Here is a 14,339-nt window from a genome sequence, read left to right as displayed (position 1 = left end):
TAGTTAGTGAGCCATTTTGCTTGCGGCATGCTCCTTCATGACATCATCCAGTGATTTGACCAAGGCATCGCAAGTGGCGGTTGTGCCATTGCTGAATGTAAAGGTCATGGTGTGCGTGTCACCAATTTGAGGGATGCTGTCTTCAGCTATGTTCATGATCATGATATGATCGCCGCCCTTACGGAAAAAACGTTGGCCTGTTGTGAGCGTAGTATCTTGCAGTGGTCCCATGGTCATAACGTTATCAACCATATCCATTTGGTGTAATTCAACTTGATCAGATACGGACGGGATTAGGCTGTCGACAATTTCTACTGCTTCACCCTGATGATTGAACGTGACAAAGGCGCCGGTCATGGCATTTCCCGGTAAAACTTCTTGAATGACGCAGTCGGTGACGGTGGTTGTGGTGCTGATGCCTTGGGCTAGACCCAGACCCAGAGCGCTACTGAGAGTCAAAGCTAAAAGGCCACTGCTTAAGAAGGTGAGTTTCATAATATTTCCTATAACTGTCTCTGAGATTGTACGCAGTCCGCATATCGATCTAATGAAGAGGTTTCAGTAATGATGCCGCTTTTGATGCCGGCAATGTTGCCGTCTACAAAGAGTGCATTAAAGGGCAAGCCGAGGCCTCCAAGTTGGCGTAGCAAATCAAAGCCTTCTGTTTGGTGTTTAGGCAGGTGGTAAAAGCCTTGTTCTGTAAATAGTTGCTCAATTTTATCTAGGCTATCCCCCACATTAATGGTGATGACCTCAAGTGGTGGTTGAGAGGCCACCCATTCTTCAAGAATGGGTAGTTCTTTACGACATGGGCCACACCATAAAGCCCATAAGTTGACGAGTTGAGCACCGGGCCTAGCGTCTATCGTCAGATTTAAATCAGATAAGTGAACCTGCTCATTTGCTTCGCTGAAACCCTCAGGTAGGGGGCAGCTTGTTTGGCTGGCATTGGCTGTCACTGGCGTCATGATGGTAGTATCATCGACATGTACAGTATCGACGTCAACTGTCGAAGTGGCGGCTTTACTTAAATGAGCATCCAGCACCTCGACTAGATCATCACCACCAATTTGGTAGTCAAAGACATCAAGTAACTCGCGTTCAGGAGTAATTAAATAAATCATGGCGCTATGATAAACCTCGTAACCTAGGCCGGGGACGGGATTATCAATGCGTTGACCGTTCAGACGATAACCAAATGTAGCGCCGAGTTGCTTTGCAATGTCTTCGATATCTTTCATTTCACCGCTAAGACCGACGATGCGCTCATCAAAATAATGGGTGTAGGCGTTGAGGCGGTGAATTTCATCATTGACCGGGTCAATGGTGAGAAATAATGGTTGCAACTCATCTGCATGCTGCATGTGTTTTAAGGCATAGCCGTATTCATATAACGTCGTTGGGCAAATATCAGGGCAGGATGTATAGCCAATTGACAAGAGTAGATATTTGCCGGGGTAGCTCTCGTGAGTTACCGGACCATGCTGATCGACTAAATTAAAAGAGATGGTTTCTGCTTTGGCATTGGAACTGTAAAAAGAGAAAATAGCTACAGTTGTCAGCAGTAAGAGTTTGAGAAACAGCCGAGAGTCTCGCTTACGTTGCAGTGTAAAGCTCATGGATTTCTCCTTAGGATAGAAAGCTGCTCGATGCGTTAGTTGTTAAATGTCATGTTAATAAAGTACCAAGCAGCTTAAAAGTTTATACAAGCTCACCGGCCATGATGGGGAATGGGCGAGTGAGCTTTAAACTGAACAATATTACTTCTGAGCGGCAATATCATCCCATTTTTTATGAGTACCCTCTTCAAATACGTGAGCTCCGGTGATCTGTTCCATGTACTTGTTGTCCCAAACGCCGTCAACTTTAATTTCTGCCATGGCACCGAGGTTAATTGCTTCAATTAAGTTATGATTCAGGTAGACGTAGACGCCCGGTTGTTTGAAGGTGTACATGGCTGCACCTGCAGAGCCTGCGGCAATAGACCAAGTTTCTAAACCGGTCGCTGGCTTATCTTGTAAGTTACCTCTTTCCCAAACATACTCACCGTGACCGCCGATTAAGTGCGGGTAACTATAACGGTTGGCTTGAGAATGAATCAGCAAGACAGTTTCACCTACTTTGGATGTTAAGGCATTATCACCGGTATAAGCGCCCTTACGGTCACCGAAAGTGATGTGCGAAGGTACCAGGGTGTTCATTGCTAAACGGTCAAGAGGGTAGGATTCACCTGCAGTCTCGAAGCGAATGTATTCACCGTTATCATCTTTAGGGATATAGAAGTCCTGCTCTCCGATATAGTACGCTTTGTCGTAAGTGAGTTGGTTACCTTCTTCGTCTTGTAAACCCTCTTTAGGAATAACCATAATTGCACCGTTCATGCCGTGGACGACGTGCCAAGGAATCATCGCGCCACCCGGGGCACAGTGATAAATGTGTACGCCGGGTTTGGTTGCTTGGAAGCGCAAGGTGACTTCTTGACCCGGAGCTACAAAGGTCAGATCACCACCACCTAGAGCACCAGTCGCTGCATGAAAGTCAATGTTATGTACTAATTCGTTTTTAGAAAGGTTAATTAGCTTCAGTTCAACATAGTCACCTTCATGTACCACAATGAGCGGACCGGGCACTGAGCCATGGAAAGTAAAGGCCCACATAAATACACCGGGTTCAACTTCAATTTCACGTTCGTCAATATACATTTCAATTTCAACGATACGAGGACCATCAGGACGCTCTAAACTATGCTCTGGAGCAAAAGGAGGGCTGACCAGCTTTTGTTTCACACGTGGTAGGTTTTCAACGTCTGGCGCTGCAATTACTTCATAACCCGGTAGGCCGCCTTTATTTACTGGAGGAGTCATGTCCTGTGCCATAGCAAAAGGGCTTAAGCTCATCGTGCCTGCTAACGCGATTAATAATAGTTTTTTATTCATAGTTATGTCCTCAAAAAAAGGATGAGTTGTGATGTACTACTATGCTGTTCACCTCAAACGATGAAGTGCTTAAAACTTAAAACGTTACGACTAATCATAAACCTAAAGAGACCTTAACTAAATACGTCAATTGTAAGCATATGTTTAAAAATGCAGCAATTGTGTAAAGATGTATTTAATATGTATCTTTATTTAAGTGATACGGGATAACCCTATTAAAATCAAGCGCAACTAAGGAAAAACCTTGACTTGGATCAAGTTGTTGTTTGTGCATCAACGTCTGGCAGACTTTATATACTCACTTGTTCTGTATTAAATGGAATGGTAGGAAAAGGGCACGATTTTAAGTCTTAGTGATTAGAACGTAGCAATTGGTATACAATACTGAGATAATTTTCTAATGGTTTGATTTTTTAAAATAGAAAGGACGCTACTTAAAATGGCGCATAATGATTTTTTATTTACTTCAGAGTCAGTATCTGAAGGTCATCCGGACAAAGTTGCCGACCAAATTTCTGATGCAGTTCTTGATGCTATTTTAGAGCAGGACCCTAACGCTCGCGTGGCTGCTGAGACGCTTTGCAGTACCGGTTTAATCGTATTGGCAGGTGAGATTACAACAACGGCCAATGTGGATTATCAAGCGGTTGCTCGCGAGACACTTAAGCGAATCGGTTACGATAATCCGGAGTTTGGTATTGACTACAAAACATGTGCTGTGCTTGTAGCCTATGATAGACAATCACCGGATATTGCTCAGGGCGTTGATCGCTCTGCTGAGGATATCTTGGATCAGGGTGCCGGTGACCAAGGCTTGATGTTCGGTTATGCGTGTGACGAGACAGCAGATTTCTTACCTGCGCCTATTTGGTATGCGCATCGTATTATGCAGCGTCAAAGTGAGCTGCGCAAAGATGGCCGCCTGCCTTGGTTGCGTCCTGATGCCAAAGCTCAGGTTACTTTCCGTTACATTGATGGCAAGCCTGCGGAGATTGATACGGTCTTAGTATCTACTCAACACCATCCGGATATTGAGCAAGCTGAGCTCAAGGAGTTGGTTAAGAGCGAGATTATTCTGCCGAGCATACCTGCGGAACTAATCACTGAAAATACGAAATATATTGTCAACCCGACCGGTAAGTTTGTGATCGGTGGGCCTCAGGGTGATGCCGGTCTAACCGGTCGTAAAATTATCGTAGATACCTACGGCGGTGCTTGCCCACACGGTGGTGGTGCTTTCTCAGGCAAGGACCCATCCAAAGTTGACCGTTCTGCTGCTTATGCTGCGCGCTATGTGGCTAAAAACATTGTAGCTGCCGGTTTAGCTCGTCAGTGTGAAGTACAGGTTAGCTATGCTATCGGTATTGCTGAGCCGATTAATATCACGGTATACACCAAGGGTACAGGTGTCTTGCCTGATGACGAAATCGCTAAGTTAGTCCGTCAGCATTTTGACCTAAGGCCTCGCGGGATTGTTGAGATGCTTGATCTGCTAAGACCAATTTATAGCAAAACAGCAGCCTATGGTCACTTCGGTCGTAATGAGCCGGAGTTTACTTGGGAAGCGCTGGACAAAGTCTCTGCATTAAAAGCAGCGCTTTAATAATTCGCTATGCGTAGATGACTTTTTATATAAAAAGTCATCTATGTTATACTTATCAGCACCTTACACAGACGAGGGGCGTTGCGACAGATTTCTATATCTGCCAGGCTCGTTTAGTGTTCATAATTTATGCAATCTATGCAAAACGGCGCTCACCATTTCTCTACATGCAGAGTTGGTGGGCTTTTTTGTGTCTACTGACTCCAAAGTTTATATTTATTTTCAACATACTTAGGAGTATTCAAATGGCCGATAATCTTAATACAGATATCAGAACCCAGGATTACGTTATTAAAGACATTAGCTTGGCTGATTGGGGCCGTCGTGAGTTATCAATTGCAGAGACCGAGATGCCGGGTCTGATGGCGACTCGTGAGGAGTTTGCCGCCAGCCAGCCTTTAAAAGGTGCTCGTATTGCCGGCAGCTTACATATGACCATTCAGACAGGTGTATTAATTGAAACACTCGTTGCCTTAGGTGCTGAGGTTCGTTGGGCTTCTTGCAATATCTTCTCAACACAAGACCATGCTGCCGCCGCTATTGCTGCACAAAACATTCCGGTTTTTGCGGTTAAGGGTGAAACCTTAGATGAGTACTGGGAATACTGCCATGAGATTTTTAACTGGCCGGGTGGTGCTGATCAGCAGGCCAATATGATCTTAGATGACGGTGGTGATGCGACGATTTTATTACACCTTGGCGCAAAAGCTGAAAAAGACCCATCTGTATTAGACAATCCGTCTAGCGAAGAAGAAAAAGCATTATTTGCTTCTATCAAGAAGAAATTGGCCGAGGACAATACGTGGTATTCAGAGCGTTTGGCTCAAATCAAAGGGGTCACCGAAGAAACGACGACCGGTGTTAATCGCTTGTATCAAATGGCCAGAAAGGGCGAGCTTCAGTTCCCGGCAATTAACGTTAATGATTCCGTTACTAAATCTAAATTTGATAATTTATACGGTTGCCGTGAGTCTTTAGTTGATGGTATTAAGCGTGCGACGGACGTGATGATCGCCGGAAAAATTGCCGTTGTTGTCGGTTTTGGTGATGTGGGTAAGGGATGTGCACAAGCACTCCAAGCGCTACGTGCTCAGGTTTGGGTGACTGAAATTGACCCGATTTGTGCGCTACAAGCATCCATGGAAGGCTACAAAGTAGTGACCATGGAAGAAGCGGCATCTCAGGGTGATATTTTTGTTACCGCAACCGGTAACTATCATGTGATTACACGTGAACATATGGATCAGATGAAAAACGAAGCGATCGTATGTAATATCGGTCACTTTGATAATGAAATTGATGTTGCCAGTTTAGAGTCCTTAGAGTGGGAAGAGATTAAGCCACAGGTTGATCACGTCATATTCCCTGACGGTAAGCGTATTATCTTGCTGGCACAAGGTCGATTGGTTAACTTAGGTTGTGCTACCGGTCACCCGTCATTTGTTATGTCAGCCTCATTTACTAACCAAACCATCGCTCAAATTGAATTGTTCTGCCATGGTGACAAGTATGAAAGTGGCCAAGTTTATGTGTTACCTAAGCATCTGGATGAAAAAGTTGCTCGCCTCCATTTACAAAAACTGGGTGTGAACCTGACGACTCTTAGCGAAGAGCAAGCGAAGTATATCGGTGTCGAGGTGGATGGTCCTTATAAGCCAAACCACTACCGTTACTAATCGTATAGGAATAATCTGCCCGAACCATTCATACTATTAGAAATTAATTAACAGTAGGAGAGCTCAATGGGAATTATTATTGCTTGGTTTATTAATGCACTTGCATTGATTTTTGTAAGCTATATACTGCCTGGCGTGTATGTAGCGGGTTTTGGCTCGGCATTGATTGCAGCCTTAGTGCTTGGCTTGGTTAATACGATTGTCAGGCCTGTATTAGTCTTGCTGACTATCCCGGTGACTATTTTGACCTTGGGCTTATTCCTATTAGTGATTAATGCCTTGTTGTTCTGGTTTGTGGGCAGTATTTTGAGAGACTTTCAAGTCGACGGTTTTGGCTGGGCCTTGTTAGGGGCGGTTATCTATTCAGTTATTACCTACGTCATGACAAGTATCTTGATTAAAATATAAGGCGCGAGTACCCCATGGATTTATTGATTGTTTGGCTGTTAAATGGCTTTGCCTTGATGATAGTGGCTTATCTACTTAAGGGCGTTCATATTGAGAATTACTTCTCAGCCTTTATAGCTGCTGCCGTACTTGCGCTTGTCAATACCTTAGTTAAACCGGTCTTAGTGATTTTGACAATCCCTATTACTGTATTGACTTTAGGTCTTTTCTTGCTGGTAATCAATGCCTTTTTATTTTGGTTTGTCAGTAAGATATTAAAAGGGTTTGAGGTCAGAGGGGCGTTAGCCTTCTTCGTGGCGCCAATTCTATATTCCATTATCTCTTCTGTCTTAAGCTATATTTTCTTGAGATAAATAATCATATGAGTATGCCAGAAAAATCAGATTCTCGTTTTTTCAGCTTAGAGTATTTTCCTCCACGCGAACAAGCAGGGCGTGAACGACTTGTCGGTACCACAAAGCAGTTACTTGAAATTGATCCTGCTTATATTAGTGTGACCTATGGTGCAGGGGGATCGACTCGTAGCGGTACGACTGAGACCCTTCTTATGGTTAAGGAGTTAGGCCACGAAGCGGTTCCTCATATCGCCTGCATTGGTAGTCAGCCGGAAGAAATTATCGAGCTGCTGGACTTTTATAAGGACAAGGGTGTGCGCAGAGTGGTCGCTTTGCGTGGTGATTTACCTTCAGGGATGGGCTTATCGCACTCGCCTTTACGTTATGCGGTTGATTTAGTGCGTTTGATTAAAGAGCATAGCGGTGATTGGTTTGATATAAGTGTTGCAGCTTATCCGGAGATGCATCCTCAGGCCGGTAGTTTTAATGATGATATCGATCATTTTGTAGAAAAAGTCAGAGCAGGCGCAGATGCTGCGATTACGCAGTATTTCTACAATATCGATGCCTATTGGGATTTTGTTAATCGGGTGCAAGCCAAAGGGGTTGATATCCCTATTATTGCGGGTATTATGCCGATTACTAACTATACCCAATTAGCTCGCTTCTCAAAGATGTGCGGCGCGGAAATTCCTCGTTGGATTGCTAAGCGTTTAGAGAGTTATGGTGATGATATTGAATCTATCCGAGCCTTTGGTCACGAGGTGGTGACCAAAATGTGTGATAATCTGCGTAGTGGGGGTGCAGCGGGTATTCACTTCTATAGCTTAAACCAAGCAGAACCGGTATTAAAAATCTGGCGAGAACTAGAAGCTAAGTAGTCGTAGAATGAGCCCTTATTTTTAAGGGCTCAATTTTTATATCAAAGTGGCGCTTTGTTGAGCGTTGAGAGCTCTTCATTAACAGCAAATATCCGACTACGTATTTCCTGAACGCCACCCTGTTGTAGGCGTTTGCTGTGTTTTTCTAAGTATTGCTGCGCATTGTGTTTGCTATCAAAAAGATAGATCCCACCGGCTTGCTGTTGCTGCTTATTCTCAGTCCAGAGCTTCCAAATAAAACCGGGCTCATGGTTGATGGATTCAGCCAACTCCCGCATAGCAACAGTCATTGCAGATTCCCAAGGACCATCAAATGGGAAGTCCACTTGTAAAATAAAACTCATCATATTCTCCAAAAGACGCTAAGTAGATATTGATTAACTCGAACCTCTAAGGCTTATAGTACCATGGCTGCAATCCAACCAAAGATTAATAATGGGATATTAAAATGAATAAAAGTCGGGATGACGGAGTCATAAATATGGTTGTGCTGACCGTCTACGTTTAAACCCATGGTCGGGCCGAGGGTGGAGTCGGAAGCAGGCGAACCGGCATCTCCCAATGCGCCTGCAGCGCCAATAAGTGCGACTGTTGCGGCAGCTGAGAAGCCCATTGCCATGCAGATAGGAACATAAATGGATGTAATGATGGGTAAGGTGGAAAAAGAGCTGCCAATACCCATAGTGACAACTAAGCCCACAAATAGCATAGCCATAGCAGCTAAACCTTTATTGCCTGCAAACACCTCTGCAGATGCGTGAACTAAGCTATCAATATGGCCGGTGGATTGAATCACTTCAGCAAAACCTTGAGCGGTAATCATAATGAAACCAATCATGGCCATCATGCGTAAGCCATCATTAAAAACAGCATCTGCTTTACGCCAATGAATCACGCCAAACGCCATAAAGAGAGCAAATCCAATCATGGCTCCTAATAATAAAGAGCCCGTGCTGAGTTGAATAGCGAATGAGGCCACGATAGCGATTAAAGCAACCACGTTATTGTATTTTTGCTTTGTACCGTTATCCTGGCTGTTTAAGCTTGCATTATCAGCTTCTCCTGCGCTGCTGATTGCTCTGTTTTCGTAATGTCTGGGCTTGCGATAGCTGATAAATAAAGCAATAGATAATCCAATCATCATGCCGATGCTCGGGATAGTCATCACGGTCATGATATTCAGCTCTGAGGTATCTAGACCGGCTTTGTTGATATTGCCTAAAAGAATTTGATTCAAGAAGATGTCACCAAAGCCATAAGGCAGGAACATATACGTTGTGACTAATCCGAAGGTCAGCACGCAGGCAATTGCTCGGCGATCGATATGTAAGCGGTTAAAAACAACGATTAGCGGAGGAATAATCAGCGGAATAAAAGCGATATGGATAGGAACCAGGTTTTGGCTCATAATTCCCATCACAATCAGCATACCGATTAAAGCCCATTTGATGCGGTTGCCTTTGCTTTTAGCACCATCTAAACGATTGATAATGACATTGGCAATAGTGCGCGGTAGGCCGGAGTAGGCAATGGCCATGGCAAAAGCACCCAGCATGACATAAGAAAGGGCAATTTGAGCGCCATTGGCGAGGCCTTTTTGAAAGGCATCTAATGTGGCTTCCAGGCCCATACCGGCAAGTAAGCCACCTGCTATTGCACCAATTAATAGACTTAAGACAACGTGAACTCGTGCTAGTGACAAGATCAACATGATGAGAACGGCGACGATTACAGCATTCATGCAAAACTCCGCAAAGATAGGTATGTTTGATTGTGAAGCATGAATGATACCGTAAGCAACGCAGTTAATGTTTTAAATACTTGATAGATAACAGAAAAAACTGTGTGCTAATCAATAGAACGACCTATTAAGGACAGAAAATATCCTTTAGTACGGAAACGATTTTGAACACTCTATCATCCGTAATGCGATAATAAAGGGTTTGAGCCTCTCGTCTATAGGAAATTAGGCCCTCATCACGCATGATGGCAATATGCTGAGAGAGCGCAGATTGACTGAGGCTGGAGTGCTGGTGGATTTGGCCGACATTGAGCTCTCCCTTTTCAACTAGCAGGCACAACACTAAAAGGCGATGCTGATTGCCTAGCGTCTTGATAAAGTCTGCAGCTTCTTTAGCTAACGCCTCTATCGACGCATCTAACGATATAACTTGTTTGTTCATAATGTATTTGGTTGCTAATTTAGAATATTCTGAATTGGAAGTCGAGAAAAAAGTTTGGTAATAGTTTCGACTTAGTGGTAAATTATACTGTCTCAAGCCATGACTTAACTGTTTAATCTTGTGCATTACCAGATAACTGTTTGTAAATGATGTAAGCAACATGAACATCAAGACAGTACGCAAAGCGTATTGTTTTACAGACTTATGCATGACAATGCAATAGGAAAAGCACTATCCGATTACAAAAGAGGAGATTGTTACATGAATTCTTGGAATAGACGTAAGTTTATTAAAACCTCAGCTTTAACCGGTGCAGCAATCGGTTTAGCGACGAGCCCCTTAGCTGTTTTTGCTCAAGGCCGTGAAATTAATTATGGAGGTTCTGCTTGGTTAGGCCACTATCCTGTTTATTACGCTAAAGAAAATGGTGACTTTAGCAAAGCAGATCTTAACGTTGGTTGGGAGTTCTTTGGTACGTCATCAGGCCGCATGAGCGCGCTGATGAGTGGTGATATTGATGTTGCGGGTACCGGAGTCGTATCTGCCATTGCGTTAATGGCTCAAGGCGTAAATCGCTTTTATGTGATTGGTGTACCTGATAACTTCGGTCGTGTTGAAGGGCTTTTTGCGGTCGAGGGTATAGAGTCTTTTGAGGACCTCAAGGGCAAAACCATCGGTACGACCTTTGCGTCCAGTGCGCACACCTTGGTATTAGACCTCATGGATCAGCACGGTTTCACCGAGCGCGATATTAATGTAATTAATATCCCGGCGCCTGAAATTCCTGCGGCGATTCAGTCTAAGCAGATCGATGCAGCGGCTACCTGGACACCGTACTTTAATACAGTCTCTAATCTTCCCGGTGTGAAGTTAATTGCCGACGATACTGACTTTAGCTTGTTTAAGGATTATGGCGTGACTCCCGGTCCTGACGTATTAGTGGTGAGTAAGCGTTTCGCCGATCGCAACCCGGAGATTGTCAAGGACTTCGCGAAAGTATATTTTGCGGCGACTGAGTCGTTAGGCAAAGATCCTGATGCTGCTGTGTCTGTATTGAGTGGTCTTACTCAAATGTCGGAAGAAGATCAGTTGCAAACAATTAAAGATGCAGACTGGTATAGTTTTGAGCAGCAACAAGAGATGATTGGTGCTGACACTTTATTTGTTGAGGGCTTACAGAAATTGGCCGACATGTTGGTCGAGTATGGTCAAATTGATAAGTCACCACAAGTCAAGGATTGGATTAATAGCGACTTTATTCGTTAATATCCGTTTTTTAAAATAGTTTGTTAAAAGCCGAATAGTATCACTAACTGATTACTGTTCGGCTCTTATATTTTTAAAAGAGGACATATATGAACAACTCGCGTTCAGAAAAGTATTCATTATTTACAATTAGCGCCATTTCTATCGTGGTGTTTGTTGGGATTTGGGAGTTAGCGACCCGTTTCGGCTTAATCGATCCTATTTTCCTGCCTTCCCCAAGCGCTGTGTTTGAACGCGCTGTACGTACCTTTGAAAACGGGGCCTTAGTTGCTAACGTACTTGCCTCTACTCGTCGTGTCATGGTTGGCTTTTTAATGTCGGTCTTAGTGTCGATTCCATTAGGACTGGTTTTAGGTACTTCCCGCCGTGCATGTGCTGTTTTTGATCCGATTATCTCCTTGTTGCGTCCCTTGCCGTCAATGAGTTGGATTCCATTATCTTTATTATGGTTCGGTATTACTGAAACTCAAAAATACAGTATTGTTTTTATGGGTACGATCGCACCGGCCTTACTGTATGTCATTGACGCAACGCGTAACGTTGATAATGTATTGATTTTAGCTGCCCGCAATATGGGTGCGTCACGTATTCAGGTTATGTGGCACGTAATTTTACCGGCAAGTCTGTCACAAATTATTATTGGCTTTAAAATTATTTTAGGTCTAGCGTGGACTTGCGTTATTTCTGCCGAATTAATTGCAGCCAAAGAAGGGCTTGGCTTTATGATTATGAATGGTAAGGAGTTTTTCCAGACAGACACCGTGGTATTAGGCATGGTGCTGATTAGTTTAACAGTATTGGTTTTTGATGCGGTTTTACGTCGTATTGAGCGACGAATCTTAGCTTGGAAGTAATTAAGAGGAAGTTTTTTAATGATTAAAATCGATAATTTAACTAAGAAATATGGTGATTTAGTCGTACTGAAAGACCTCGATTTGCATGTTGAAGAGGGCGAATTTGTTGTATTGCTAGGTGCTTCCGGTAGTGGTAAGTCCACGCTGATTAATTTAATTGCAGGTTTCGAGCAAGCTAGCGAAGGTTCCGTGGTGGTTAATGGTTCCCCTGTCACTGATGTCGATCCCGGTAGTGGCATGGTGTTTCAGCAGTATGCTTTATTTCCTTGGCAGACTGTCATGCAAAATGTGGCTTTTGGTTTAAAGCTCAAGGGCGTGGCCAAGGCTGAGCGTGAAGAGCGAGCTAAAAAGTATATTGATATGGTCGGGCTGAGTGGCTTTGAAAACTCTTTCCCTAAAGAGCTTTCCGGCGGTATGCGTCAACGAGTAGCGATTGCACGCGTGTTGGCTAATGACACTGATGTTATTTTATTAGATGAGCCGTTTGCTGCACTTGATGCAATGACACGACAGGTGTTGCAAGAGCAATTAGTTAGAATTTACGAAGCAAATCGTAAAACAATTGTTTTTATTACCCACTCGATTGATGAAGCGCTATTATTATCTACACGAATGATTGTATTGGGTGCTAAGCCCGGTCGGATTGTTAAGGATATCGTTAATGACTTGCCACACCCGCGCAATGCCAAAGTACAGTTGTCTAAGCGCTATAACGACATCAAGTCTGAGGTTTGGGACGTGGTGCAAGAAGAGGTCATGAAAGGCCTCGAAGGTCAAGGCCAATAGTATTATTGCTTTTTTATAGGAGTTAGGTAATAAATGTCGTCAAAAGAGATGTTCCCTTCCTACGCTACTGTTTGCGGATGGAATGCCTTACTGCCCCCACGCAGCATAAGTTCGCCACCATCATCGTGGAAAAAGTACGATTTTATCGTCATCGGTGCGGGCTATACAGGTTTAGCAGCGGCTCGTCAGCTCGCGCTACTTAAACCTGAGTTGGAAATTTTGGTGCTAGAGGGCTCAGTAGTAGGTGAGGGTTCGTCAGGCCGTAACTCCGGTTTTTTAATTAATGTACCACACAATACAAAAATGTCCGGACACGATGCGGAAATTGAATTTGCTAAAAAGCAGATTGCGATTCTTAATTCGGGCAAAGATTGGCTTAAGTCTCTTGTTGATGAGCATCAGATTGATTGTGCTTGGAGTGATATCGGTAAGTACCACGGTGCTGCGACGCTTAAGGGCGAACGCGGTATACGTCAGCTTGCTGATGAGCTTAAGCAGTGGGGCATATCGTCCAAGCTGCTTAGTAAGGATGAGCTGGAGTATCGTATTGGCTCACCTTATTACCGCCTTGGGTTGCATTCTGATACCAATGTCTTGGTTCAGCCTGCGGCGCTGATACGCGGTTTGGCAGATTCTTTACCGCCAAATGTCACGCTGGCTGAACGCTGTCCTGCGAGTAGTCTTGAATACAAAAAGGGTGAGTACACCGTACGTACGCTAACTCACAACTATAAGAGTAATGCCATTATTTTGGCCAATAATGGTTTTGCCAAGAACTTCGGCTATCTCAAGGACCGTTTAATCACTATTTATACTTACGCCGGTATGACCGGTGAGTTGGACGACGAGCATTTAAATGCGTTGGGTGCGGACAAAGAGTGGGGATTAATTCCGGCCAATCGTTTAGGTACGACCTTGCGGTTAACTCAAGACCGTCGCTTGTTAGTGCGCACAGAATACTCTTATGAGCGACCTGAAAATCTTTTTAAAGTAAAAGAAATTCTTCTCAAAAGTGTACGACATCGTTACCCTGAATTTAACGATTACGAATTTGCTTATGTCTGGGGTGGTGTGACGGCTCTAACCCGTAATGGTGCTGTGTACTTTGGTCAGTTGGGTCCTAATATATTTGCTTCTGTTGGTTGTAATGGTGCCGGTGTACTCAAGGGAACCATCTATGGCAAATTACTTGCTGAGTCTATTTTAGGAATCGACTCAGAGGAGTTACGAATGGTGGTGAGTTTGGATAAGCCGACTTGGTTGCCACCTGAGCCTTTGCGCAAAGTGGTGGTAGGCGCTGCGATAAGCCGCTTTAGAAGGCTTGCCGGTTTAGAGCGCTAAGTGACAAAAAGAGGCGATAGACTTATGAGCTACCGCCTCTTTTTTATGGGGACCCAAGTTGATAGGGCCA

Annotated in this window: 15 protein-coding genes and 1 riboswitch; of the genes, 9 read left to right on the top strand and 6 right to left on the bottom strand. The window is 44.0% G+C overall.

Annotation, left to right across the window (positions count from 1 at the left end; all coding sequences use genetic code 11):
* Positions 1 to 3: 3 nt before the first annotated feature.
* From B092_RS0101840 to nirK, 3 genes are all read right to left on the bottom strand, one after another.
* Positions 4 to 495 carry a copper chaperone PCu(A)C gene (locus B092_RS0101840; protein ID WP_018573542.1) on the bottom strand — a complete coding sequence of 164 codons (492 nt, stop codon included), beginning with the start codon at positions 493 to 495 and terminating at the stop codon, positions 4 to 6.
* A gap of 8 nt (positions 496 to 503) precedes the next feature.
* Positions 504 to 1,619 carry an SCO family protein gene (locus tag B092_RS0101835; protein ID WP_018573541.1) on the bottom strand — a complete coding sequence of 372 codons (1,116 nt, stop codon included), beginning with the start codon at positions 1,617 to 1,619 and terminating at the stop codon, positions 504 to 506.
* Positions 1,620 to 1,760: 141 nt separating this feature from the next.
* Positions 1,761 to 2,936 carry a copper-containing nitrite reductase gene (nirK, locus tag B092_RS13475; RefSeq protein WP_018573540.1) on the bottom strand — a complete coding sequence of 392 codons (1,176 nt, stop codon included), beginning with the start codon at positions 2,934 to 2,936 and terminating at the stop codon, positions 1,761 to 1,763.
* A 439-nt stretch (positions 2,937 to 3,375) separates the two neighbouring features.
* Here nirK and metK point away from each other — a divergent pair, with 439 nt between their 5' ends.
* The 5 genes from metK to metF all read left to right on the top strand — a co-directional run bounded on the left by metK (position 3,376) and on the right by metF (position 7,839).
* Positions 3,376 to 4,539 (top strand): methionine adenosyltransferase, encoded by a 1,164-nt coding sequence (gene metK, locus B092_RS0101825; protein ID WP_018573539.1) that lies wholly within the window; start codon positions 3,376 to 3,378, stop codon positions 4,537 to 4,539.
* Between the two features lie 67 nt (positions 4,540 to 4,606).
* Positions 4,607 to 4,700: riboswitch (S-adenosyl-L-homocysteine riboswitch) on the top strand.
* A gap of 84 nt (positions 4,701 to 4,784) precedes the next feature.
* A complete protein-coding gene (gene ahcY / locus B092_RS0101820; RefSeq protein ID WP_018573538.1) occupies positions 4,785 to 6,215 on the top strand; it encodes an adenosylhomocysteinase in 1,431 nt (476 codons plus the stop codon).
* A gap of 66 nt (positions 6,216 to 6,281) precedes the next feature.
* Positions 6,282 to 6,623 carry a phage holin family protein gene (locus B092_RS0101815; protein WP_018573537.1) on the top strand — a complete coding sequence of 114 codons (342 nt, stop codon included), beginning with the start codon at positions 6,282 to 6,284 and terminating at the stop codon, positions 6,621 to 6,623.
* Positions 6,624 to 6,637: 14 nt separating this feature from the next.
* On the top strand, positions 6,638 to 6,976 hold the full coding sequence (locus tag B092_RS0101810) for a phage holin family protein (RefSeq protein WP_018573536.1): 339 nt from the start codon (positions 6,638 to 6,640) through the stop codon (positions 6,974 to 6,976).
* An 8-nt stretch (positions 6,977 to 6,984) separates the two neighbouring features.
* A complete protein-coding gene (gene metF, locus B092_RS0101805; protein ID WP_018573535.1) occupies positions 6,985 to 7,839 on the top strand; it encodes a methylenetetrahydrofolate reductase [NAD(P)H] in 855 nt (284 codons plus the stop codon).
* Between the two features lie 41 nt (positions 7,840 to 7,880).
* On the opposite strand, the gene B092_RS0101800 is transcribed toward metF, so the two are convergent.
* From B092_RS0101800 to B092_RS0101790, 3 genes are all read right to left on the bottom strand, one after another.
* A complete protein-coding gene (locus tag B092_RS0101800) occupies positions 7,881 to 8,186 on the bottom strand; it encodes a monooxygenase (RefSeq protein WP_197933407.1) in 306 nt (101 codons plus the stop codon).
* 50 nt (positions 8,187 to 8,236) lie between these two features.
* The gene (locus B092_RS0101795) at positions 8,237 to 9,580 is read right to left on the bottom strand and encodes a Na+/H+ antiporter family protein (RefSeq protein WP_018573533.1); all 1,344 of its coding nucleotides are present in this window, start codon (positions 9,578 to 9,580) and stop codon (positions 8,237 to 8,239) included.
* 127 nt (positions 9,581 to 9,707) lie between these two features.
* Complete coding sequence (locus tag B092_RS0101790; RefSeq protein ID WP_040608005.1) at positions 9,708 to 10,022, bottom strand: ArsR/SmtB family transcription factor; 315 nt, start codon at positions 10,020 to 10,022, stop codon at positions 9,708 to 9,710.
* Between the two features lie 261 nt (positions 10,023 to 10,283).
* On the opposite strand from B092_RS0101790, the gene B092_RS0101785 reads away from it, so the two are divergent.
* The 4 genes from B092_RS0101785 to B092_RS0101770 all read left to right on the top strand — a co-directional run bounded on the left by B092_RS0101785 (position 10,284) and on the right by B092_RS0101770 (position 14,269).
* Positions 10,284 to 11,288 carry an ABC transporter substrate-binding protein gene (locus B092_RS0101785; protein ID WP_018573531.1) on the top strand — a complete coding sequence of 335 codons (1,005 nt, stop codon included), beginning with the start codon at positions 10,284 to 10,286 and terminating at the stop codon, positions 11,286 to 11,288.
* Positions 11,289 to 11,377: 89 nt separating this feature from the next.
* Positions 11,378 to 12,142 (top strand): ABC transporter permease, encoded by a 765-nt coding sequence (locus tag B092_RS0101780; protein ID WP_018573530.1) that lies wholly within the window; start codon positions 11,378 to 11,380, stop codon positions 12,140 to 12,142.
* Positions 12,143 to 12,160: 18 nt separating this feature from the next.
* Positions 12,161 to 12,928: an ABC transporter ATP-binding protein gene (locus B092_RS0101775; protein ID WP_018573529.1), complete on the top strand. Its 768-nt coding sequence runs from the start codon at positions 12,161 to 12,163 to the stop codon at positions 12,926 to 12,928.
* 33 nt (positions 12,929 to 12,961) lie between these two features.
* The gene (locus B092_RS0101770; RefSeq protein ID WP_018573528.1) at positions 12,962 to 14,269 is read left to right on the top strand and encodes an NAD(P)/FAD-dependent oxidoreductase; all 1,308 of its coding nucleotides are present in this window, start codon (positions 12,962 to 12,964) and stop codon (positions 14,267 to 14,269) included.
* The last annotated feature ends 70 nt before the right edge of the window (positions 14,270 to 14,339 follow it).

This window comes from Oligella ureolytica DSM 18253, assembly GCF_000373745.1.
In the GTDB taxonomy this organism is placed as follows: domain Bacteria; phylum Pseudomonadota; class Gammaproteobacteria; order Burkholderiales; family Burkholderiaceae_B; genus Oligella; species Oligella ureolytica.
The sequence above is the reverse complement of the archived record's forward strand: the minus strand, read 5'-3'. Positions and strand labels throughout refer to the sequence as shown.